The 23,046-nt window shown below is 59.3% G+C and carries 21 protein-coding genes, 1 tRNA gene and 2 pseudogenes; 7 read left to right on the top strand and 17 right to left on the bottom strand.

Annotation, left to right across the window (positions count from 1 at the left end; all coding sequences use genetic code 11):
- Positions 1 to 55: 55 nt before the first annotated feature.
- From ACP7E4_RS14915 to ACP7E4_RS14895, 5 genes and pseudogenes are all read right to left on the bottom strand, one after another.
- Complete coding sequence (locus tag ACP7E4_RS14915; protein ID WP_426115551.1) at positions 56 to 241, bottom strand: hypothetical protein; 186 nt, start codon at positions 239 to 241, stop codon at positions 56 to 58.
- A 54-nt stretch (positions 242 to 295) separates the two neighbouring features.
- Positions 296 to 586, bottom strand: coding sequence for a hypothetical protein (locus ACP7E4_RS14910; RefSeq protein WP_426115549.1), 291 nt, complete (start codon positions 584 to 586; stop codon positions 296 to 298).
- Between the two features lie 113 nt (positions 587 to 699).
- A tRNA-Cys gene (locus ACP7E4_RS14905) sits at positions 700 to 773 on the bottom strand.
- A gap of 251 nt (positions 774 to 1,024) precedes the next feature.
- Complete coding sequence (locus ACP7E4_RS14900) at positions 1,025 to 3,448, bottom strand: glucose/quinate/shikimate family membrane-bound PQQ-dependent dehydrogenase (RefSeq protein ID WP_426115547.1); 2,424 nt, start codon at positions 3,446 to 3,448, stop codon at positions 1,025 to 1,027.
- Positions 3,449 to 3,777: 329 nt separating this feature from the next.
- Positions 3,778 to 4,198: pseudogene (locus ACP7E4_RS14895) on the bottom strand (helix-turn-helix transcriptional regulator); the annotation flags it as partial.
- On the opposite strand from ACP7E4_RS14895, the pseudogene ACP7E4_RS14890 reads away from it, so the two are divergent.
- Positions 4,199 to 4,621, top strand: a pseudogene (locus tag ACP7E4_RS14890) (SDR family oxidoreductase); the annotation flags it as partial. It abuts the pseudogene before it with no gap.
- A gap of 98 nt (positions 4,622 to 4,719) precedes the next feature.
- Here ACP7E4_RS14890 and ACP7E4_RS14885 read toward each other — a convergent pair.
- The 9 genes from ACP7E4_RS14885 to ACP7E4_RS14845 form a co-directional block, all read right to left on the bottom strand.
- The gene (locus tag ACP7E4_RS14885) at positions 4,720 to 5,070 is read right to left on the bottom strand and encodes a RidA family protein (RefSeq protein ID WP_426115676.1); all 351 of its coding nucleotides are present in this window, start codon (positions 5,068 to 5,070) and stop codon (positions 4,720 to 4,722) included.
- A gap of 12 nt (positions 5,071 to 5,082) precedes the next feature.
- Positions 5,083 to 6,264: an NAD(P)/FAD-dependent oxidoreductase gene (locus tag ACP7E4_RS14880; RefSeq protein WP_426115545.1), complete on the bottom strand. Its 1,182-nt coding sequence runs from the start codon at positions 6,262 to 6,264 to the stop codon at positions 5,083 to 5,085.
- Complete coding sequence (locus tag ACP7E4_RS14875) at positions 6,257 to 7,633, bottom strand: NAD(P)/FAD-dependent oxidoreductase (protein ID WP_426115543.1); 1,377 nt, start codon at positions 7,631 to 7,633, stop codon at positions 6,257 to 6,259. The genes ACP7E4_RS14880 and ACP7E4_RS14875 overlap by 8 nt, the downstream gene beginning before the upstream one ends.
- Positions 7,630 to 7,983, bottom strand: coding sequence for a (2Fe-2S)-binding protein (locus ACP7E4_RS14870; protein ID WP_426115541.1), 354 nt, complete (start codon positions 7,981 to 7,983; stop codon positions 7,630 to 7,632). The genes ACP7E4_RS14875 and ACP7E4_RS14870 overlap by 4 nt, the downstream gene beginning before the upstream one ends.
- Positions 7,973 to 9,115 carry an NAD(P)/FAD-dependent oxidoreductase gene (locus tag ACP7E4_RS14865; protein ID WP_426115539.1) on the bottom strand — a complete coding sequence of 381 codons (1,143 nt, stop codon included), beginning with the start codon at positions 9,113 to 9,115 and terminating at the stop codon, positions 7,973 to 7,975. Before ACP7E4_RS14865 ends, ACP7E4_RS14870 begins: the two co-directional genes overlap by 11 nt.
- A complete protein-coding gene (locus tag ACP7E4_RS14860; RefSeq protein ID WP_426115537.1) occupies positions 9,112 to 9,909 on the bottom strand; it encodes an ABC transporter permease in 798 nt (265 codons plus the stop codon). The genes ACP7E4_RS14865 and ACP7E4_RS14860 overlap by 4 nt, the downstream gene beginning before the upstream one ends.
- 6 nt (positions 9,910 to 9,915) lie before the next feature.
- Entirely contained in the window at positions 9,916 to 10,788 is an 873-nt protein-coding gene (locus ACP7E4_RS14855; protein ID WP_426115535.1) for an ABC transporter permease, read from the bottom strand.
- Entirely contained in the window at positions 10,775 to 11,848 is a 1,074-nt protein-coding gene (locus ACP7E4_RS14850; protein WP_426115533.1) for an ABC transporter ATP-binding protein, read from the bottom strand. The genes ACP7E4_RS14855 and ACP7E4_RS14850 overlap by 14 nt, the downstream gene beginning before the upstream one ends.
- Positions 11,849 to 11,918: 70 nt before the next feature.
- Complete coding sequence (locus tag ACP7E4_RS14845; protein ID WP_426115531.1) at positions 11,919 to 12,998, bottom strand: ABC transporter substrate-binding protein; 1,080 nt, start codon at positions 12,996 to 12,998, stop codon at positions 11,919 to 11,921.
- Between the two features lie 222 nt (positions 12,999 to 13,220).
- On the opposite strand from ACP7E4_RS14845, the gene ACP7E4_RS14840 reads away from it, so the two are divergent.
- A complete protein-coding gene (locus ACP7E4_RS14840; protein WP_426115529.1) occupies positions 13,221 to 14,120 on the top strand; it encodes a LysR substrate-binding domain-containing protein in 900 nt (299 codons plus the stop codon).
- Here ACP7E4_RS14840 and gcvA read toward each other — a convergent pair.
- The gene (gcvA, locus tag ACP7E4_RS14835; protein ID WP_426115527.1) at positions 14,104 to 15,006 is read right to left on the bottom strand and encodes a transcriptional regulator GcvA; all 903 of its coding nucleotides are present in this window, start codon (positions 15,004 to 15,006) and stop codon (positions 14,104 to 14,106) included. The genes ACP7E4_RS14840 and gcvA overlap by 17 nt on opposite strands.
- Positions 15,007 to 15,121: 115 nt before the next feature.
- Here gcvA and ACP7E4_RS14830 point away from each other — a divergent pair, with 115 nt between their 5' ends.
- The gene (locus tag ACP7E4_RS14830; protein ID WP_426115525.1) at positions 15,122 to 15,964 is read left to right on the top strand and encodes an EamA family transporter; all 843 of its coding nucleotides are present in this window, start codon (positions 15,122 to 15,124) and stop codon (positions 15,962 to 15,964) included.
- Between the two features lie 38 nt (positions 15,965 to 16,002).
- Here the strand turns inward: ACP7E4_RS14830 and ACP7E4_RS14825 are convergent, their stop codons facing one another.
- Positions 16,003 to 16,866 carry an aldo/keto reductase family oxidoreductase gene (locus tag ACP7E4_RS14825; RefSeq protein ID WP_426115523.1) on the bottom strand — a complete coding sequence of 288 codons (864 nt, stop codon included), beginning with the start codon at positions 16,864 to 16,866 and terminating at the stop codon, positions 16,003 to 16,005.
- Between the two features lie 100 nt (positions 16,867 to 16,966).
- Here ACP7E4_RS14825 and ACP7E4_RS14820 point away from each other — a divergent pair, with 100 nt between their 5' ends.
- The 4 genes from ACP7E4_RS14820 to ACP7E4_RS14805 all read left to right on the top strand — a co-directional run bounded on the left by ACP7E4_RS14820 (position 16,967) and on the right by ACP7E4_RS14805 (position 21,828).
- Positions 16,967 to 17,884, top strand: coding sequence for a LysR substrate-binding domain-containing protein (locus ACP7E4_RS14820; RefSeq protein ID WP_426115521.1), 918 nt, complete (start codon positions 16,967 to 16,969; stop codon positions 17,882 to 17,884).
- A 233-nt stretch (positions 17,885 to 18,117) separates the two neighbouring features.
- Positions 18,118 to 19,998, top strand: coding sequence for an ATP-binding protein (locus tag ACP7E4_RS14815; RefSeq protein WP_426115519.1), 1,881 nt, complete (start codon positions 18,118 to 18,120; stop codon positions 19,996 to 19,998).
- A gap of 145 nt (positions 19,999 to 20,143) precedes the next feature.
- Positions 20,144 to 21,379, top strand: a complete 1,236-nt coding sequence (locus tag ACP7E4_RS14810) for a hypothetical protein (protein ID WP_426115517.1) — start codon at positions 20,144 to 20,146, stop codon at positions 21,377 to 21,379.
- Positions 21,380 to 21,390: 11 nt separating this feature from the next.
- A complete protein-coding gene (locus ACP7E4_RS14805) occupies positions 21,391 to 21,828 on the top strand; it encodes a phosphate ABC transporter substrate-binding protein (RefSeq protein WP_426115515.1) in 438 nt (145 codons plus the stop codon).
- Here ACP7E4_RS14805 and ACP7E4_RS14800 read toward each other — a convergent pair.
- A complete protein-coding gene (locus tag ACP7E4_RS14800; protein ID WP_426115513.1) occupies positions 21,808 to 23,007 on the bottom strand; it encodes a XylR family transcriptional regulator in 1,200 nt (399 codons plus the stop codon). The genes ACP7E4_RS14805 and ACP7E4_RS14800 overlap by 21 nt on opposite strands.
- Positions 23,008 to 23,046: the final 39 nt, after the last annotated feature.

The following is a 23,046-nucleotide window of genomic DNA, read 5'->3' as shown; positions in this document are numbered from 1 at the left end:
TCACTTAAGTAACCAGTACGCCAACCCTGCCCAGAGGTTTGTCGCGGTATTTGATTCACAACTGCTGCTGAAACGACACCGGACGGGTGGGTATCGGATTACGCAGGCGCTGGTCGAGCGCCCGGGCAATATCGCTGCACTTGCTGGGGTAAACATACTCGCGCGGCAGGTCCGGATTTGGCCGGACGTAGCCATCGATCAGCACCTCGCAGCGGTGATCGTCGATGACATTGATGATCATCTGTGAAGGATTCGAGCGGCACTGTAGCCGAGCACCCGGCTCGGGCGTCGATAATCAGGGTTTCTCGTCGTCAGGCGCGTCATCCGTGGCCGGCGGGGCTTCCGGCTTGTCGTCTTTCGCGGGTTTTGTCGCCGGGTTTGCGGGTTTGCCGGTTTTGCTGGGTTTCTTGCCCAGCTCTTCGGCATAGCCCGATTCGATCAACGCATCGGCGATGGATTCAACGTGCCGTGGACCAAAGTCGTGCTTGGCGATGACGCGCACCGGGGTCTGATCGCGCTGGAAGGCGCTGATAACGGCACCGGTGCTGTCCGTGTAAGTCGCCTCTTTGCTGAAATCGATGACCATTGCGTCGTCTTGGGGCCATAGCCAAACCCACGAAATGACAAAGTTTCGGAACTCCCCCTTTTCCAAAGCCCAAAAAAAACCCCGAAGACGTGAGTCTTCGGGGCTTTTAATAGTGGAGGCCGAGGTCGGAATCGAACCGGCGTAAGCGGATTTGCAATCCGCGGCATAACCATTTTGCTACTCGGCCTCAAACATCAAGTGCTTGACAAGCATTCAATGCATTTAAACTTGTCTGGAAACCAGAGCTACTTACTGGCGTCCAACCCTTTGAAATCTATAGGGTTTTTCGTATTCCTGAATCAGGAATGGACGCAATTCTGTACTTGTTCGGCGGGCATGTCAAGGAATGCCATGAAAAAAATACCAGTCAGCTCTAAATGATGAACTTGGTCAGGAATAACCCGCGATCGACCTGCTGTGCCAATTGCGGGTTTCAGGTTAGTTGCCTTTGGGCAAGGCGTACGCGATGACGTAATCGCCGCGATCCTGCGACTGACGCGCTCCGCCGGCAGTGATTACAACGTATTGCTTGCCGGTTTTGGGCGAGACAAATGTCATCGGTCCACCTTGGCTGCCGACTGGCAGGCGGGCTTTCCAGGTTTCTTCTCCGTTGGCGGAGTTGAAGGCGCGCAGGTAGTAATCCTGGGTACCGGCGATAAATATCAAACCGCCTTGGGTTGAAAGAGTTCCTCCCAGCGTCGGCATTCCGATTGGCAGTGGCAGGTGCATTTTGATACCCATCGGCCCGGTGTCCTGAACCGTGCCGACCGGCACTTGCCAAGCCACTTTCTGGGTCTTCATATCAATCGCCGTCAGAGTGCCAAAAGGCGGCGCCTGACAAGGAATCCCGGCCACCGAGAGGAAGCGATTCTTGTTCACGGCATACGGCGTGCCTTTAAGTGGCACCGCGCCCATGCCGGTGTTCAGCGCTTCGCCGCCGGAGGAAGCCAATGCATCTTTTTGCTGCGGCACCATCTGATTCCACAGGCCCAGGCGCATGTCATTGACGAAGATGAAGCCGTGGACTGGATCAGTCGAGATGCTGCCCCAGTTCATCCCCCCCAGCGATCCGGGAAAGCTCAGGGAAACATCGGTGCCTGGCGCTGTGTACAGCCCGTCGTAACGCATTTTCTTGAACGAGATACGGCACAGCAGTTGGTCGAACGGCGTGGCGCCCCACATGTCCGACTCAGTCAGGTGTTGCGCGCCGATTTGCGGCATGCCGACTGACAACGGTTGCGTCCGCGAATAGGGCTCGTTCGGGATGTTGGAGGCTTTGACCGGTATGTCTTCAACTTTGGTCAGGGATTTGCCGGTGGCGCGATCCAGGACGAAGATCTGTCCGGCCTTGGTGCCGATCACGACGGCAGGAACCTTGCTGCCGTCTGCCTTGGTGAAGTCGATCAGACTCGGCTGCATGGGCAGGTCGAAGTCCCACAGGTCATTGTGAACGGTCTGATAGACCCACTTCTCTTCACCGGTTGTAGCGTTCAGCGCCAGTACGGATGCGCCGTACTTGTGGTCCAGTGCAGTCCGCTCCACGCCATAAATGTCGGTGGAAGAACTGCCCATCGGCAAAAAGATGGTGTTCATCGCCGGGTCATAAGACATCGGCGCCCAGCTATTTGGTGTGCTACGCACGTAGGTGCTGTCGGCGGTCGGAGCTTGCTTGTCCTGCGGATTACCCGGGTCAAACGCCCAGCGCATTTCACCGGTAACGACGTCAAAGCCACGGATGACGCCACCGGGCATATCGGTCTGGACGTTGTCGGCGACTCGGCCGCCGACCACTACGGTGGTTCCGGCCATCAACGGCGGCGACGAAAGCTGGTAATAGGAATCCGGGACATTGCCCAGTCCAGCTTTGAGATCTACCTGACCATTGGTGCCAAAGCCCTGGCAGAACGTCCCCGTGTCCGCATCCACAGCAATCAAGCGTGCGTCGATGGTGTTGGTCAGCAGGCGGCGCTGACAGTTGGCACCAGCCGGTACTGCAACAGCCTTGGCGGGCGTACTGCCGTCGGCGGGTTGAGCGACCGCGGCCGTAGCGTCGAAATACGCGATGCCACGGCAGCGCTGCCAGACCGCAGATTTGGCGTTGATCTGGTTTTTCCACAGTTCTTTGCCGGTGTCAGCATCGAGCGCGATGAGGTTGTTGTGCGGGGTGCAGATAAACACCTTGTCACCCACCTGCAACGGCGTCATTTGATCTTCGGCGCCATTGCCGTCACTGACCGCGACATCCCCGGTCTGGTAAGTCCAGGCGGGCACCAGTTTCGAGACGTTGTCGCGATTGATCTGGTCCAGCGCGGCGAAGCGGCCGCCGCCTTCGTCATTGCCGTAATGCGCCCAGTTTTTCTGGGCATTGGCAGGATCAACCTTGGTCAAGCCAGGACCATCGCCACTGGCCGACACAGGATTGTGTGGGACGAACATGCCCCAGAACCCGGCAACCATGGCGATTGCCAGCACGCCGCTCAGTGCGTAGCCACCACGGCCACTGACCAGGCCGTTGGCCTTGCGTAGCGTCGGGTAAATCAGCGCAACCAGCAGACTCAGCACGCCCAAGGCAAACAAACGCGAAACCAGCGGCCAGAAATTCAGACCGGCATCCACCAGCGCCCAGATAACGGTCAGGACCATCACGGCCGCAAATAGCCAGGCCCCCAGAAGACGTTGCTTGAACAGCAATACCGCGCAAATGATCAAACCGAGACCGGCAAGCAGGAAGTACCAGCTGCCTCCCAGCTTGGCGAGGTATCCGCCACCTGCGGCGAAAAGCAAACCAAAGACCAGCACGCCCAAGGCGACGACCCAGATGGGCCAGCGGCTGAAAGACGCCGGAGATTGAGACTTAGTCATGTTGCATGATCCTACTGACGCATGAACGTTTATGGAGGAAGTTAATAGTCTTGAAGGCGGGGCCGCTGAGTGCCCGATTGGCTGAAAAAATCGCTGGAAGACTGTTCGAGTCTGGGCGGCGACGCTGGCAGGCCACGTCAAGCGCGACGCGCTGGCAGGTACGCGGAAACTATTAACTAAACGGTTAGTTTTGCAACGATATCAAAAAAAATCGCCGCTGCGACAATTTGCCATGCTCGATATGACGATAAACACTGTTGCGGTTCTGGTAACAATCGAGCGCGCAGTTTTTGCAGATACACCGGTTTGACCACTATCCTGCCCGGAGGTTAGCGGGCGCCGAGCCCCGCCGGACCTCTGCGGTATTCACTCGGAGTTTGCTGCATCTCGACGCGAAAATGCCGATTGAAGTTGGAAAGGTTGCTGTAGCCCACTTCGAAGCAAATATCGGCGACTGACATTTGCGTCTGCAGCAACAGCCGACAGGCACGCTGGACGCGCAGCTTGCCCATCAGATCGATAAAGCCATGGCCGGTGACTCGTTTGAAAAACCGTGAGAATCCGGGCTCGCGCTTGCTCAATGGGCGCACTCATCAACGTATTGAGCAACTGCAAGAACAGCACCAGGCGTTGCAAACCCTCGGCGAGGCCGATGTCTTCAAGCAACTTCGCTGCTTTCAGGGCTGTATCCCCGCTGAATTCCAGACCGCGTCGGGCACGCGAAAACAGCGATTGCAGATCGTCCAGCTCACGCTGCAAGCGGCCGCAAGGCAAATGATCAACCAGGATCATGGCGGCAAGATCATCAATATGGCGAGTCAGGCCGGACGACGTGGTGAAGCATTGGTCGGGGTGTATTGCGCGAGCAAAGCTGCGGTCATCAGCTTGACGCAATCTGCCGGATTGAACCTGATCAAGCACAAGATCAACGTCAATGCGATTGCCCCGGGCGTCGTCGATGGCGAACATTGGGATGGCGTCGATGCGCTGTTCGCCAAGTATGAAAATCGCCCGCTGGGCGAGAAAAAAAGACTGGTGGGCCAGGAAGTTCCTTACGGACGCATGGCCACGGCCGATGACCTGACCGGAATGGCGGTGTTTCTCGCGTCGCACGACAGTGACTACGTGGTCGCCCAGACCTACAACGTGGATGGGGGCAACTGGATGAGCTGACAGTGCCGAATACGACCATAAGCCGGGTTAACAGCACAGATCAAAGCCTCGGATCGGCACAGTGACCGAACGAGGCTTTGAGAAGAACGGCCTCCGATTCAGCCCGCCGCAACCACGGTAATTTCCACCAGCAAATCCGGAGCTGCCAGACGCGATTCCACGGTTGCCCGAGCGGGTGCGTGACCTTCAGGTGCCCACGCGTCCCAGATTTCGTTCATTCCGGCGAAGTTGGCCTCGATGTCCGACAGCCAAACCTGCGCGCTGAGGATCCGGGTTTTATCCAGCCCTGCCTTGGCCAGGAAATTGTCGATCTTCTCCAGCACCTGTGCGGTCTGGCCTTTGATGTCCAGGGTGCGGTCGGTTGCGGTCTGGCCGCCGAGAAAGGTGAAGCCGTTGCATTGAACGACGCGGCTCATGCGTTGATTGGTTTCGATGCGAGTAATTTCCAGCATGTGAACTCCTCAATGTTGCGGGATGGTTGAAGCGGATTGAAACGGTATCAGTGGCGTTGTTGCCACTGTTTTATCAAAACGGTCGATGGCGAAAGCGTCCAGAGAAAGGTCGGAATGCTCGCCCAGAATCTGCTGCGCCAGACGTCGGCCCGTGCCGGGCCCCATCTGAAAGCCGCTGCCGCAGAAGCCGAACGAATAGCTCAGATTACTGGCCTTGCGACTGGCGCCGATCACCGGCAAGTCGTCGGCCGTAAACGCCTCGACACCCGCCCAGACGCGATTGACCCCCAGGTGTTTGAGGTGCGGAAACAGATCGGTGACCGTGCGCGCGCTGGTGCCCAGTCGGGTCATATCGACTTCACCGTGGCGCGCAGGAAAATCCAGCGCGCCAATCAGCTTGCCGCCGATCACCACCGTGCCATTGGCGAATTGCTTGAACGACAGCGACCTGCCCGTTGCTCCCAGTACCGGTGCGCAGAACGGCGCGACCCGGTGCGTGACCATCAACATCAGACCTTCTGGATGCACCGGCACCGCTTCGCCCACCTGGGCCGCCAGCTCGCCCGCCCAGGCACCTGCGGTGACCACCAGATGCTCGGCGCTGAACACTGCCTTCGCCGTGGTGACCTTCCACTGACTGCCGGTCTGTTCAATGCGCTGCGCGGCACAGTTCTCATGCACCTGAACCCCGAGCTTCTCGGTCGCCAGCCGAAATGCAGTCACGGTTTTGTAAGGCACCGCATAGCCGTCGTCCTTGACCCAAATGCCGCCGACGATGTGTCGGGCCACGGTGGGAATGATCTCGAACACCTGCTGCTGGTCGATCAGCACTTCATGGCTGAATCCCAAAGCCCGAAGTTGCGCGACACGTTGCCTGCATTCCTCCAGCTCAGCCGGGTTTTCCGCCAGTTTCAGCTGGCCGCTGGGCACAAAGCCGCCATCGTCCCGCAGCACATGCTTCAGTTCATGCCAGAGATCCCGCGACGAAAGCGCCAAGGGGATTTCCGGCGTGTGCCGGCCTAACGTGCGCACGCCGCCAGCGTTTACCCCCGACGCATGACGGCCGCAATATTCAGCCTCCAGAACCGTCACCCTGACGCCGCGCCGGGCGAGATGAAATGCGGTGCTCAGCCCGTGAATACCGCCGCCGATGACCAGTACGTCGCCCTGACGTCGGCTCGACTCACTCACCGGCCAGCTCTCCAAGAGTGATGGGCTTGATCGGCGGGCGGATCCGGTAGTAACCCACTTCCGCAGCCGACACCCCGCGTGCCTTGGCAATGACTTCGGTGACGGTCAGACCGCACATGCGTCCCTGGCAAGGCCCCATGCCGCAGCGTCCAAAGGATTTGGCCTGATTCGGCCCGGCACAACCCAAGGCAACGAAGCCGCGCAGATCACCAGCGGTAACCTCTTCGCAGCGACAGACCATCACGTCGTCCGCAGGGATACGGTTTTCTTCTTTCGGTTGATACAGAGCATCCAGAAAGGGCCGGATTCTGAGATTGCTCTCAAGTTTTGCGCGCAGCGGCTCGGCCTGTTGATCACGTTGCGCCGTGTTGATTGTCGCTAACTGCGCAGCAATCCCGAGCGCCGCCAGTTGCCCTTGCACCGCCGCTGCCTGAGCACCCCCGATGCCGGCGCCGTCTCCGGCGACATAAACGCCCGGCACATCCAGTTCGCCCCAAGCATCGACCACCGGGCTGAAACACAATTGGTCGGTGTCCCATTCATGTCGCGTGCGCAGCGACTGGCTGAATTGAATGTTGGGTACCACGCCTTGATGCAGCAGCACACAACGGCTGGCGACCCGTACGGATTTCCCGGCAGCGATGAAGGTCAACGCCGTCGCGGCCTCCTCGCCCTCAACCGCCAGTTGTTCAGCTCCCGTGTAGTGAGCAATACCCGCCGCGCGCAGGCTGCGCATCAAATCCAGGCCTTTGCGCAGATACGGCCAGGCGCGCAGCGCAGCAAACAGATGACGCCGTGCGCGCCAGTAATCCTCCGGCCGGGTCGTATCGACCAACGCTTTGATCGGCACGCCAGCGCGCAGGTATTGCCAGCCGAGCAGGTACAGCAGTGGTCCGCAGCCCGCCAGCACCACCGTTTCGCTAGGCGCCAATCCCGAACTTTTCAATAGAATCTGCGCAGCGCCAGCGCTCATCACCCCAGGCAAGGTCCAGCCTGGAATCGGAAACGGCCGTTCCATGGCACCCGTGGCGAGCAACACAGCCTTTGCGTTCAGCGTGTACAGGCGACCGTTGCGCAAATAGCTGACCTGATGCTCCCGGGTAACCTGCCACACCGCCGCGCCTTTCTCATAGCGCACCGTCGATGCCACAAGCGCCTGGGCCAGTTGATTGCCATGAGCATAATCCGGGCCGAGCATGTCCCGGCGCGACAGCGGCGCCAGGGTGATACCCCGATAAATCTGTCCGCCCGGACTGCCCTGCTCGTCCAGCAAGACTACGCTCAGGCCGAAACCGGCCAGTGCAACGGCGCCGCTCATGCCCGCCGCGCCTGCGCCGATCACCACTACGTCAACGGTTTCGGGGTTCATGACTGCACCTCCAGGAGGTCGACATTCGTCGCCTGAAAAATCAGGTCACGGGCGCCTTCCTGAGAGCGAATACGCATGCCTTCAGCCACTTCGATCAGACAACTCTGCCGATTGGGCACGCCATCGATATCCACCAGGCACTCGAAACACACGCCCATCATGCAGTAAGGCGCACGCGGTGCTTCGCTGACCGGCGTCGCGCGGAAACGATTGATGCCGGACATCAGCAACGCCGCCGCGACACTGGTGCCAGCCGGTACGTTCAAGGGTTGCTCGTTGAAGGTCAGGTTCACGGTGCGCGTCGCCCTGACTTCGCTTATGACGGGTTGAAACAGCGGATCAGTGCGCATGGGAAAACACCTTGTCAGTTAGAAAACGCTCGCCGGTAAACACCGCCAGCTCGTCGGGTTGCGCGCCGCCCATGATCCACGGCGCGATGCGCAACACGTGAGCAGCGGCCAGGGTCACGCCGCTGTGGCAAGTGACCACGAACGCGCCAGGATGCGCGGCGGATTGCTGATAGATGGGGAAGCCGTCCGGGCTCATGACCCGCAACGCACCCCAGGCGCGAATCAGGCGCACGTCACGCAGCAGCGGAAAAGTTGCCACCCCACGCCTGGCGATAGCGGCCAGCACCTCGGTTGAAGTGCCGTCATCGAAACCGACCTCCTCCATCGAATCGCCCAACTGCACCGTGCCTTCATCGGTCTGGCGCACATTGATGGTCGGATAATCGAGAAATGGCCGGACACGCTCGCTGATCAGCACCTGGCCGCGATTCGGCGCAACCGGTGCATGCAGGCCGACCTGCTTCGCCAACCCCGGATTGCCGAGGCCGGCGGCCAGAACGATGCGCGGCGCGATAAAGCGCCGTTGCCCTGCGGTGATGCGGAACTCGCCCGGCGCGCAATCAATGCGGTCGACCTGCACGCCGCCATGCAACCGTGCGCCTTTGGCCTGCGCCGAGGTGTGCAACGCGCGCAGCAATTTCAGTGGATTGACGTGCCCGTCCTGGGGCGTGTAACTGGCGCCAACCACTGTCGGACCAATCAACGGCAAGCGGGCTTTGAGCTCAGCGGCATCAAGCATCTGATACGGATAATCGCCCAACGCATCCAGCAGGGTTTGCAACCGCGACTGCCGTTCCAGCAGTTCTTCGTCGCTGAAACACATGTGAAATCCGCCCGGTTGCCGCAGTTGCACATCGACCCCACTGTCGGCCAGCAACGCTTGCGCCAAGGCTGGCCAGCGCGTCGCCGATGAACGCGTCCAGCGCGAATAATCCGGCAGGTCGTGGCCTTTGCCTTGCACCCAGACCAGCCCGAAATTCCCCCGTGATGCTCGAAACGCGTCGTCACCCTGATCCAGAACCACCGTATCGGCGCCGCTGCGCGCGAGCCCGTAAGCCACCGCCGTACCGACCAGGCCGCCGCCGATCACAATCACTTCGGACTGCGTGATGCTATTGATGTCCTGACTCATTTGCCCTCTCCAATCAAGACCCGGTCCAGGCCCACCATGCGATCAAGCACCAGCATCAGCAGTAGAGTTCCGACGATCAGCACCGTGGAGACGGCGGTGATCAGGGGATCGATGGTCTGGGAAATCTGGTTGTACATCGCCACCGGCAAGGTCGTGGTGCCCGGCGTAGCGACGAATACGGTCATGGTCAACTCATCGAAACTCTGAATGAACGCCAGCATCCAGCCACCGATCACGCCGGTGCGGATTCGTGGCAGCACCACCCGGTAGAACGCGGTCCAGCGACTGGCACCCAGCGACAACGCCGCCTGTTCGATATCGCGCTCAAGGCCGATGGTCGACGCCAGGGTCAGGCGCAGTGCATACGGCAGGACCACGATCACGTGGGTCAAGGTCAGCGCCCAGAACGATCCGCCAATCTGCGCCAGCGAGAAAAAGCGCAGAAACGCGATCCCCAGCACCACCGACGGAATCATCAGCGGTGACAGCAGAAAGCCGGTCAGCGCGCCGCGTCCGGGGAATTCGTAACGACTGATTGCCAAGGCCGCAGGGATCGCCAGCAACGCCGCAATGGTCGCCGAAGCCAGGCCCAGCTTGATCGACAGGTTGAATGCGTCGAGCATTTCCTGGTTCTCCAGCAACGCCCGAAACCAGCGCAACGACAGACCATCAGTGGGCAGCGACAAATAGCCCTTGTTGGTGAATGCCATCGCCATCACGACCAGCAAGGGCGCGACAATGAAGGTGACAAAAAAGATGTGGTACAGCTGCGAGAAAAATCCGTTCTTGTGCATGGCGGCCTACTCGAAGACTTGCTTGAAGCGGCGCTCGGCCAGCTTGCTGCAACCCAGAATGATGATCAGATTCGCCACCAGCAAAAGCATCGCGATGGCAGCGCCGAGTGGCCAGTTGAGGGTGCCGAGAAATTCGTCGTAGGCCGCCGTCGCGACCACTTTCAAACGCCGACCGCCGATGATCGCCGGGGTGGCAAAAGCCGATGCGGCCAGGGCGAAGACGATGATCGAACCGGACAGAATGCCGGGCATGATCTGCGGCAGGATGATCCGTCGGAACACGGTCAAACGTGAGGCACCCAGCGACAAACCGGCCCACTCGACCTGCAGGTCCAGACGCTGCAAGGTCGCCCACACCGCGATCACCATGAACGGCACCAATACGTGGGTCAGGGCAATGATCACGCCGATCTGGGTAAACAACATTTTCACCGGCTCATCGGTAATACCCAGCGCCTGCAAGGCGTCGTTGATCAGGCCGTTGTTACCCAACAGGATCGCCCAGCCCAGGGTACGCACCACGACCGAAATCAACAGCGGGCCGAGCACCACCAGCAGAAACAACGAACGCCAACGCGGCGCCATGCGCGCAATGATGATGGTTTCCGGCACACCGAGCAGCACGCAGAGCACTGTAACCGCCAGCGCCATGCCGCCGGTGCGCAGGAATATTTCGTGGAAATAGCCGTCCTTGAACACCTCGATGTAGTTGCCCAGGCTGTAACCCGCAACCACGCCTGCGGTGTCGCTGAACAGATTCAGCGACAGCACCGCCGTGAGCAGCAGCGGCGCCAGCAAGAGTGCGATAAACACCAGCAATGCTGGTCCGCTAAGCAGCCACGGGGCAATGCCGACGCGTTCGGCATCATACCTGGCCATGGGCGACCTCCCGATCCAGCAAACGCAGGTCGTCATCGGACCAGTCCAGCCCGACCTCGTGGCCTTCATCGGGCGGCGGCATGCCGAGATTGGGTTGCGTCATATGCACCAGCCCAAGATGGCTATCGACCGCGATCAGCCATAGATTGCCCAGAAACACCCGCAGACGAACACGCCCTGTCAGACGACCGTTGCCAACGGCTGTCAGGCGAATTTTTTCCGGACGGATGTAGACATTGACGTCGTTGCTCAGCGAGCGGTCTTCATGCGGCACATGCAGCAGCGTGTCCCTGACCTGAACCTCACAGCAACGGGCGTTGCGCAGTTGCACCGCACCCGCGAAGGCGTTGGTCTTGCCGAGAAACGCCGATGCGAACGGCGAATGGGGACGCTCATACGCTTCGAACGGCGTGTCGATCTGCACGATGCGGCCTTTCTGCATGACCGCGATGCGATCGCTCATGGTCATGGCTTCGACCTGATCGTGGGTCACCAGAATCGTGGTGATGCCCAGATCGCGCTGAATCGCCCGCAGCTCGATGTGCATCTCTTCGCGCAGCTTGGCGTCGAGGTTGGACATGGGTTCGTCGAGCAGCAACAGATTGGGACGGATTGCCAGCGCACGGGCAATCGCGACCCGTTGCCGTTGCCCGCCAGATAGTGCTTTGGGGTAACGCTCGCCGAGGCCGCCAAGCCGCACCAGATCCAGCGCCTCGTTGACCCGCTGGCTGCGCTCGCTTTTGGGCACGCCGCGCATCTCCAGGCCAAAGCTGATGTTTTGCGCCACTGTCATGTGCGGAAACAGCGCGTAGCTTTGAAAGACGATGCCCAGCCCGCGTTGCTCAGGTCGCACATGAGTGATGTCACGGCCATCGAGGACGATGCGCCCTTCGGTGGGCTGCACGAAGCCGGCAATCGATTGCAGTGTCGTCGTCTTGCCACAACCGGACGGGCCAAGCAAGGCGATGAATTCGCCGTGCCGGACTTCCAGGTTCAAACCGTCAATGGCCCTGAAATTGCCGTAGGTCTTGACGATACCTTCGAGTGTGAGAAATGCCATGGGGCTTGCCACGCAGGCATGAGCCTGCGTCTCCAGAAAGGTTTCGGGAAAGTCGCAACCGCCGTGAACGCTAGCGCTCGACGGTACGATTCCAGCGCGTCGTCCACTCGCTGCGCTGCTGGTTGATCGTGTCCCAATCGACTTTGATCAACGCATTGACCTTCTCCGGCCCATACGGCATGCGGGCGGCGATTTCAGGCGCCAGCGTGACGGTCTGATTGACCGGCGCGAAACCGTTTTCCCTGGCCTGAATAGTCTGCACTTCAGGCGACAAGACGTACTGGATGAACGCCTGGGACAGTTCGGGCTGAGCATTGGGTGTCACGCCGCAGGCAGCGACCTGCAAGGCGATGCCGCCTTCCTTCGGATAGATGAACTTCAGCGGGAAACCAGTGCTCTGCAACGCCACGGCACGACCGCTGCCATACACGGCCATGACCACATCGCCGTTCTGCATCATGCCGTCCATTTCACCCGGCGCCGAGACCCAGGCCAGCACGTTGGGACCGATTTCGTCCTTGAGCGCCTTGAAGCCGGGATCGATATTTTTCTCGCCACCGCCTCGCAGCCGGGCCATTTCAACCAAGGTGTGCAAACCATAGGTGTTGGTCACCGGCGGCATGCCGAGCAATTGCTTATAGCGCGGGTCGGTCAGGTTTTCCCAGGAATCCGGCGGGGTCCAGCCGCGCTTTTTGAACGCATCCTCGTTGTAGCCGATACCAGTGGCGACGACGCCGATACCGGTCGCTTCCGGGCTCAGACGCGCCAGCGGATAAAGGTCCTTGTACACCGGTGCATCGCTGAGTTTCCCGCACAGGCCCATTTGCAATGCCTGATACATCGGGCCGTCGTCCATCATCGCGACGTTGATCTGCTGCCGACCTTTCTGCGCTTGCAGTTTGGCCAGGGTTTCCGTGGAGTTACCGGCGACGTAGATGACTTTGACGTTGTGCTGTTTTTCGAAGGCGGGAATGACTTTGGTCTTGTACATCTGTTCCGTAGAACCGCCGACACCTGCGACGTACAACGTCGTCTCAGCGAAAGCGCTGCTGCTGCAACCTAACCCAACCAGGCTGACGGCGACGGCGATGGAAAGACGGTTCAACGAGCGAAACGGCTGTGCTGCTGGGGATGTGTTAAGGCTATTCACAGACTATCTCCGAAGTGCGTGGGGCAGATCGAACAATGCGTCAGTTGCTTCGGACGAGACCGAAGTCATGCATGCAGGTCGCATGCTCCCGGAGATCCATCCCGGGTGGCGCATCTTCATGTGCGCTATGGGGTTGCTGGTTTCGAGTATTGCGACAGCCCATTCATATGGTCAAATACGGATATAAGGGTTAGTTATTCATATTTGATATGGACGGTCGCCATGAACCTCAGGCAGATAGAAGCGTTCCGCAGCGTGATGCGACTGGGCTCGATGACCGCGGCGGCAGAGGTTTTGTACACCTCGCAGCCCAATGTCAGCCGGTTGATTTCCCAGCTGGAGTTGAGCACCGGGCTGACGCTGTTCAAGCGTGCTGGCGTACGCCTGATTCCGACTCAGGAAGGCCAGGCGTTCTTTCAGGAAGTGGAGCGCGCGTTCGTCGGCCTGGACAGCCTCAAGCTTTCAGCGAAGAACATTCGCAACCTCGGCACCGGCCGTTTGCGGGTCGCCGCCGTGCCGTCGAACGGCTTGAGCGTGATTCCCAGAGTGCTCAAGACTTTCACTGACTCACGACCCGAGCTCACCGTATCCCTGCACGTCAACTCGTCGCCGACCGTGGAACAATGGGTGAAATCGCAGTATTGCGACATTGGCATCGTCGTCCATCCCGGCGATGTCAGCAGTCACCAGATCGAGCTACTGACTGAAATTCCCGCAGTCTGCGTATTGCCCAGTGCTCATCGCCTGGCGCAGCGTGCTGAAATCACCTTCACCGATCTCGAAGGCGAAGCATTTGTCTCGCTGTGCCATGGTGATGGCACGCGGTCGTTGGTGGACGGTTTATTCGAACAGGCAGGCGTCGAGCGGATCATGGCGGTGGAAGCGCAATACAGCGCGATCAACTGCGAAATGGTGGCGCTGGGCATGGGAATCACCCTCGCCCATCCGTTGGTGGCAAGGGATTACCTGCACCGCGAAGTGGTGGTCCGACCGTTCAGACCAGACATCCTGTTCCCCACTTACGTTATCTGGCCCATTGCACAGGCGAGAACCAGGCTGGCCGAGGAGTTTGTCGAGACGTTGAAAGCGTTTTACCGGGATGCCTTCAAGGGCGCCAACTAGCGCGCAAACCCTCGCGCTCAAGCCAGGCGCAAAACAGCACGACCGCGTCATCTGCCGACTTGCTGGCCGGGACGTACGCGCAATAACTGCGCGACGGCAGACGGGGGGTTGCGAACGGCATGACCAACCGGCCAGCGGCGAGATCATCGGCTATCAGCGCCGTCGGCCCCATCGCGACACCCAGCCCGTCGATAGCGGCCTGCAAGGTCAGATAGAAATGATCGAACACCACGCTGGCACTCGGTCTGAGCGCAGGGATTTTTGCGCTGGTCAACCAGTCCGGCCAAAGCCTTGGCAGGCTCGATGTGTGCAGCAAGGTGTGCTGGCGTAGATCGTCAGGCTCGTGCAGCGGCTGTCGCTGCAACAATATCGGACTGCACACCGGCAGCCGTTCTTCAAACAGAAAAGGTCGCGTCGAGTAACCGTAAAGCGTATCCGGGCCGCCGCGAATCACCACGTCATAAGGGTCTTTCAGACTTTCCACCGGTTTGTTCGACGTCTCGACATTGACGACCACACCAGGATACTCGGCGCGAAACCTCTCCAGCCTGGGCACCAGCCAACGCAAGGTGAACGTCGCGGACGCGTTCACCGACAACGTCCGGGAGGTTGTCTCGGCAAAGCCAAATCGCAGCGTTGCCTGGGAAAGTTGCTCAAATAGCGGTCCGATTTCCACGAGGTAAGCCTTCGCTGCCGGCGTCAGTACTACGCGCCGGTTGTGTCGCTCGAACAACGCCGCACCGAGCCATTCCTCAAGCAAGCGCACGCTTTGGCTGACCGCGCCATGGGTCACGTGCAATTCCGCCGCTGCATGCTTGAAGCTGCCCAGTCGGCCAGCGGCCTCGAAAACCCGCAAGGCGTTGAGAGGAGGCAATTTCCGATTCATTCGAGATAGATTCCCTAACGTGAACGGGCAATTTATCTGGTTTGTCAGTCCGCTCCAAGATAGATATTTTGCTGATCACAGCAATCTCCTCCCTTCTACGCTATGGAAAAACACCATGCTCAGTTATACCGGCGGCCTCGTCCTGCTTGCGGCAATTCTCCACGCGGGCTGGAACGCGATGTTGCATGGCAACCGCGACCGCTTTCTCTCCATGACCTGGATGAGCATCGCCATTGCGTTGGTTTCAACGCTGGCCGCCCTGTTCCTGCCCTTGCCGGTTGAGGCGGCATGGCCTTATATCGTCGCCTCGGGGTTGGTGCATATCATCTACAACATGAGCCTTGTGCGGTCGTATCAGAGCAATGATCTGGCCGTGGCGTATCCCATCGCGCGAGGCTCGTCGCCCTTACTCGTCACACTGGGCGCAGCGCTTTTCGCCCAGGAAGCGATCAGCCCATTGCATGTTTTCGGCATTGCGCTGATTTCCGGCGGCATCCTTATGCTCGCGCTTCAGGGACGTCACGTATCACGCTCCAACTTACTGGCGGCGCTGACCACCGGCGTGATGATCGCGCTGTATACCGTGATCGACGGCATTGGCGTGCGGTTATCTGAAGGCCAGGCGCTGGCCTACACCGTGTGGATGTTCCTGTTCTATTGGTTGATGCCCGTCCTGTTCGTCGCAATGCGAGGAATCGCCGCGCTAATGAATCCAATGCGCACCGCTCCAATGGCCGTGGGCTCTTCGGTTATGGGTGGGCTGGTGTCACTCGCCGCTTATGGCATCGTAATCTGGGCGTTGCAGTCAGGCGCGATGGGGGCAGTGTCAGCGTTACGCGAGACCAGCGTGGTCTTCGCGGCGCTGATTGGTCGGGTGTTTCTGAGTGAAGCCGTCAGCGCCAGGCGTTGGGGCGCGTGCGTGGTCGTTGCCATTGGCGCGATTCTTCTGGGGCTCTGACCGTCGAGACTTCGATGCGCCCTGGCTTTGCCGCCCCCTTATCCCAGCGCGTCCAGTTCAGCCAGCAGGTCAGGCGCGATGACCAACTCGCTGGCGGAGATGTTCTCTCGAAGGTGTGCCACCGAGGACGTCCCGGGAATCAGCAGAATATTGGGTGCACGTTGCAGCAGCCACGCCAGCGCTACGCACAGCGGAGACGCCTGCATACGGGCTGCCACGTTGGTGAGCACGTGCGACTGCAGCGGTGTGAATCCACCCAGTGGAAAGAACGGCACATAAGCAATGCCCTGCTGGACTAGCTCAGAGATGAGCGCTTCGTCTTCCCGGTGAGACAGATTGTAGTGATTCTGCACGCAGACGATGTCGGCGATACCCCGCGCCTGCCTGATCTGCCTTGCCGTGACATTGCTGACGCCCAGGTGGCGAATAAGCCCCTGGCGCTGCAATTCGGCAAGCGCGGTAAACGACTCCTCGATAGACCCTTCGGCAGGCGTCTGCACGGTACCCATGGCGCGAAGATTCACGACATCCAGTACGTCGACACCAAGGTTTCGCAGGTTGTCATGCACGGCCTGGGTCAATTCAGCGGGACTCTGTGCCGGATTCCACGAGCCATCGGTGCCGCGTAGCGCGCCGACTTTGGTCACGATCACCAGATTTTCAGGGTAAGGGTGCAACGCTTCGCGGATCAGCTGATTGGTGATGTGCGGGCCGTAAAAATCGGCGGTATCAATGTGGTTGACGCCTGCCGCCAGCGCTTCACGCAGTACCGCAATGGCCGCTTTCGGGTCTTTGGGAGGACCAAAAACATGAGGTCCGGCCAATTGCATCGCACCGTAGCCCATGCGATTGACCGACCGGTCGCCCAACTGGAAAGAACCTGCTTTAGCAACATTGCTCATCTCGTCCACCTCAATCAAAGTTTGTGTGACGCACTATAGGCATTGACCACTGCATTGGTAATGATGTGCAATCGGCACGGGTTGTACGGCTGAGAGAACAATGGAAACCAATATCCAGGACTTGCTGGCCTTTGTCGCCGTGGTGAATGCCAGGGGATTTCGCGAAGGAGCCAGGTCGAGCAGCAAATCAGCCTCAAGTTTGAGTGATGCCGTACGCCGCCTGGAAGCGAGGCTAGGCGTACGCTTGCTTAATCGGACCACCCGCAGCGTGGCACCGACCGAGGCTGGCGCCAGACTGATGGAGCGCATCGTGCCCGCATTGGGTGAGGTCGAGTCGGCGCTGGATGTAGTCAATGAATTTCGCGATCGGCCATCGGGCACACTGAAGCTGAACGTACCTGCCAGCGTCGCCAGACTGGTGCTGCCGGCGATCGTTACCCCCTTCCTGCAGACCTACCCCGACATCCGTCTTGAAGTGACGATTGAAGAAAGCTTCGTCGACATGCTTGCGGCCGGTTGTGATGCGGGCATTCGCTACGACGAACGCCTTGAGCAGGACATGATTGCGGTACCCATCGGTCCACGCTTGCAACGTTTCGCAACGGCTGCATCCCCAGCGTACCTCAACGCCAGAGGTCGACCGCAGCACCCACGGGATCTGCTGAATCACGCCTGCCTGCGGGGCAAATTCCCCAGTGGCGCGATGCCGCTCTGGGAGTACGAACGTCAGGGCGAAATCATCAGCGTAGACCCGACCGGGCCGTTGATTGTCAGAGTGGGAGGCGCCGTGGACCTGACCGTTCAGGCGGCGATTGACGGGCTGGGTATTATCTACCTGTTCGAGGGCTGGCTCGAGCCTCATCTGCACAGCGGAGCGCTGGAACCGGTACTGGAACCCTGGTGGCAAAACTTTTCCGGGCCGTTTCTCTACTACCCTGGACGCCGCTATCTGCCCTCACCCTTGCGGGCATTTATAGACTTTATCAATGCCGGCCGATCACTCGACAAACATGCGTAGTCGATAACCTCCATCAGGGGCAATCAAGCTTCGACCGGTTGCTCCATCGCGCCTGATTATCCGGCCGCCAGGACCCCATATCAGCGCGTGCTGTCAGGCGCGGTTTAACGTGTATAGTCTGTGTCAGGCCTGAAATTATTTCCTACGAGTGATCAGGACCACCAAGCGTCTCAAACCGTAACCGCGTCGATACCCGCAAGCCTTCAGTAGTGGAACAATGCAGGGAGCACGCCATGCCGAACCAGCGGCCCGATACACTGAGATCGGCCCCCGGCATAACCAATTGCGCAAATCCCGTTTCCGGTATTCCGAACGGCCTGTTTCGGCGCAGCTTCGAACAGATCAAAGAAGCCTACATTCTATTCCCGCTGCTGGCTGCGCTCCTGTTGCTGGCCATCTGGACGGCCACCTTGTACCTGATCAAGGTCGAACAGGTTCGCGCGCACCAGAGCATCGCTGCGGCGAGCCTGGAAATCGGCGCCACCTACGAAGCGCAAATGCTGCGCGCCATTCACGAAATTGACCAAACCCTCAAGCTGGTCAAATACACGGTTGAGGCTGAGGGTGAGCCCAATCCGCTTCCCCGACTCAAAGAGCGCGCGCTGTTGCCCCCGCCCCTGGTGTTTGACGTCAGTGTGGTCAACCCGGACGGAGGGCTCGTCGCAAGCACGCGGACACACGAGTGGGAATATATCGCTGACCTGGATGAACAGCAGACATTGCGGCACAGCGATTCACTGTCAATCAGTCGCCCCTGGAAAAGCCCCGTCACCGGAGAATGGCGATTGCGCTTCAGCCGTCGGCTCGACGCAGCGGGCGGCGTGTTCTCCGGGATTGCGATGGTCGAGGTCGATGCAGCCTATTTCGTCAGCAGTTACGACGACTCGAAACTGGGCGATCACGGCCTGCTCGGCTTGCTGGGCATCGACGGTGTCTTCCGGGTGAGGCGCGCCGGGGAAGAGATAGCGGCCGGTAATGCAGTCGATTACGCGGCGGTGGTGATGCCGGACACTGAAAATACCAACGCTGTACTTTCGGACAACGGGTGGGACGGAGTGCGGCGCTACACCAGCGCCCGCCAGCTGTACGACTTTCCGCTGGCGGTGATTGTCGGTTTGTCCGAGGAGGAACAACTGACCGTGGTGACCCAGCAGGCGCAAACCTATATCTGGCGTGCTGCGGGCGGCAGTCTGGTGCTGGTGTTATTGATGGGGCTGCTCGCCCGAATGAGCTGGCAACTGGGGCAAAGCCGTTTGCGCGCCGCCGAAACCCAGGCTCAGCTAGCCGCTGCCGCCCGCCAGGCTGGCATGGCCGAAATCGCCACCAACGTCCTGCATAACGTGGGCAACGTTCTCAACAGCGTGAATATCTCCGCTGAACTGGTCACCCGCAAGCTGCGCACCAGCAAGGCCCTGGGGCTCGGCAAGGCGGTGCAGTTGATGAACCAGCACGCCGAAGACCTGGGTGATTTCATCTCCAACGACGTGAAAGGCAAGCTTCTGCCCGGCTACCTGAACCAACTGGTGGATGCGCTGGCGATCGAACACCAAAGCATGACCGACGAACTCGAACAATTGACCAAAAGCGTTGATCACATCAAAGAGATCGTTGCCGCTCAGCAATCTTATGCTGGCGCATCCAGTATTGCCGAGGCCGTACAAATCAAGGAGCTGATAGAAGATGCTCTGCGGATGAACGCCGGAATACTTGCAGCGCGCCAGATAATCGTGGTACGAGATTTTGCAGAAACACCCTCACTACAGCTGGACAAGCATCGCGTGCTGCTGATCCTGGTCAACCTGATCAAAAATGCCAGCAGCGCGATGGATGACCGGCCGGAACTATGCCCTCAGATCACCCTTCATAGCGAGCTGCAGCAAGGGCATACCTTGATTATCAGAGTCATCGACAATGGCGAAGGAATTGCGCCAGAAAACCTGACCCGGATTTTTGCCCATGGATTCACCACGCGCCAGGACGGTCATGGTTTTGGTTTGCACAGCTGCGTCCTGGCAGCCATGGAAATGGGAGGTTCGCTGGAAGCACATAGCGACGGGCCGGGAAAAGGTGCGACCTTTACGCTCAAACTGGCAATTAAAGCCTCTGAACAATAGCGCGCAGTTTATGAGCCAACGTTAAAAGGAATAAACGAATGGCAGCAGCCCCCATGTCACCTCATTAGTTAGCGCCGACGCGTGCGGCTATGGAATCGTGCCTAAACCACACGTTGCTTTTTTCTGATGAGGTAGCAGTGATCATATGGACTTCAGACTCAATTCAGTGGCCTTGGTGGCGATGCTGTACGCCTGCGCCGTCAGTGCCGACGATCAAGAAACCTCAATGTTTTCACTGAGCAGTTTCGGCACCGTGGGGATAGTCCATTCCAGCGAGAAAAAAGCCGACTTCACCTCCAGTGTCTTCAAGCCCAACGGTGCCGGTCACTCGCGCAGCTGGAGTGCTGACGTTGACAGCCTGATTGGTGCTCAGATGATCGCCAATTTCACACCGCAGCTCTCGGCCGTGGTGCAGATGATCTCGGAGCAGCGTTACGACAATAGCTACCGGCCCTTCGTCGAATGGGCCAACATAAAGTATCAGTTCACGCCGGATTTCAGCGCACGCATCGGTCGCACCGTATTGCCGACATTTTTGCTCTCCGACACCCGAAAAGTCGGATACACCATGCCCTGGGTACGTCCGCCGATGGAGGTTTATTCGCTGATGCCAGTCACCAACAGCGACGGTCTGGACCTGAGCTATCGATTTCACGTCGGTGAGTTCACCAATACCGTGCGGGGTAATTACGGCCAGAGCGATTCCCGAGAGGCGGACAACGCTGGCAAGGCGTTGGCGCGAGATTTGTGGGAAATTACCAATACGACCGAATACGAAGCCCTCACCACACGCATCACCTACCTGAAAGCCGATCTGACCGTCGAGTCATTCAACTCATTCTTCGATGCGTTCAGGGACTTCGATGCAGAAGGCAACGCCATCGCGGCCCGCTACGATCCCAATAACTCGGTATTCGAATTTTTCGGGATGGGTGCCAGCTATGATCCGGGCAAGTGGTTCGTGATGAGCGAATGGGGACATTTCGATAGCCATTCGGCAATCGGCGCGAGAAGCGCCTGGTACGTCAGCGGCGGGTACCGGGTTGACGCGTTCACACCCTATGTCACTTACGCGCGAGAAAAGTCGGAATCCGCGACCTCTACGTCGGGTTTGACGGCGTCTGGCCTGCCACCGGCTCTCGCCGGGACCGCCGTCGGTCTCAACAGCGCCCTCAATGGCATCCTGGGTACGAACGAAGGTCAGCAAACTCTTTCACTTGGGATGCGCTGGGATTTCACGAAAAATATGGACGCCAAATTGCAATACGACTACACGCGGTTAAAAGGCAAAGCTACCGGTCCGTTGATCAACACCCAACCGGACTTTGAGTCGGGGGGCTCGTTCAGCGTGATCAGTCTGGCTGTCGATTTCGTATTTTGATGGAGCGGGCCATGCGGTTTGTGAAACTCATCGGATTCGCTGTAGCGGGGTTCGTCATGTGCGTGGCCAGCGTTATCGTCAGGGCCGATGTGGTGGTGGTAGTTGCGACTTCCAGTCCGGTGAAAGCACTGGCACGTAATCAGGTTGCGGATATCTTCCTCGGCAAAACCAGTCGTTTTCCCGATGGTGGGCAGGCCATCCCCATCGATCAGATTGAAGATTCGCCGACCCGCGATGAGTTCTACTCGAAGTTCACGGGCAAGTCCGCGCCCCAGCTCAAGGCGCATTGGTCGAAGATTATCTTTACCGGCAGAGGGCAACCTCCGCTGGCGCTTTCAAGCAGCGCAGAAATCAAGAAACGTATCGCCGCAAACCCCGATAGCATCGGCTATATCGAGGCCCGCGATGTGGACGGCAGCGTCAGAGCGCTACCGCCCTCCCCCCAATGAGTGTTGATGGTTCACCTGCTGATACTCGCGTGGCGTACAGCCGAATTCACGGCGGAATACCGTGTGCAGGTATTGCGCCGATTTGAAGCCGCAATTTTGCGCGATATCAGCAATCGCCGAATCAGTGTTTTCCAGTCCGCTGGCGGCCGCTGCCAGTTTGAAACGCAGGATTTCGTCGTGCACGCTACAGCCCCGCACCTTGCGAAAGTGCGACTCCAGCGATGAGCGCGACACACCCACATAACCCGCCACCTGCGCAGTCTTGATGCCCTGACAGGCGTATTGACGGATGAAAAGCAGCGCCTGCATGACATAGGGATTTCCCAACGGTTGATGCAGACTTGAGGTCTGCACGTTGATCGCATCAGGCGGTATCAGAACCTGCGTGCCCGTGGATGGCATGCCGTGCAGCATCTGATGCAACAGGCGCGCGGCGGTCCGGCCCATGGTTTCGGTGCCTTGAATCACTGAGCTCAGCGGCACCCTCGTCAGGCTGCGGGTCAGCGGGTCGTTGTCGATGCCGATCAACGCGACCTGCTCCGGCACAGCGATCCCGGCAGTCAGGCAGGCTTGCAGCAACTGCCGGGCGCGGGCATCGCTGACGGCGATGATGCCGATGGGTTTGGGCAGGCTTTGCAGCCAGGCAATCTGCTGTTCAACAGCGCTGTCCCAAAGCGGTGCGCTGGTGCCCATGCCGCGATAGACCTCGACATGCAAGCCATCGCGCTGCAGCAGCCGGCGAAAGGCTTTTTCCCGTTCCTGCGCCCAGCGATTGGCTTGTGCTTCAGGCAGGCTGAAGCAGGCGAAACGCGTCAAGCCGGCCTGGATCAGGTGCTCGTACGCCAACTTCATCAGCGCGTAATTATCGGTGGCGACGTAGGGAATGCCTTTCGGATAGGCGCGCTCATCCTGATAGGACCCGCCGACCGCCACGACTGGCAACTTGATCCCGCCCAGCGCCTCGCCGATCAGCGGGTCGTCGAAGTCGGCAATGATCCCGTCGCCCTGCCAGCGCTCGATCCCTTTCAACCGACAGAGAAAATCCTCCTCAAGGAACAAGTCCCATGACGCGCGGGTGCTGCTCAGGTAGTTGCCGATGCCGCTGATGATGCCGCGGTCGTAGATCTTGCTGCCGTTGAACAACAGCGCAATGCGGTGAACGGGCGGTAGGGTTTTCATTGTTTTTACCTGGGCCGATCAACACAGACTAGGCGCGCA

It is taken from the genome of Pseudomonas sp. DSP3-2-3, from assembly GCF_049898225.1.
GTDB lineage: Bacteria > Pseudomonadota > Gammaproteobacteria > Pseudomonadales > Pseudomonadaceae > Aquipseudomonas.
The sequence above is the reverse complement of the archived record's forward strand: the minus strand, read 5'-3'. Positions and strand labels throughout refer to the sequence as shown.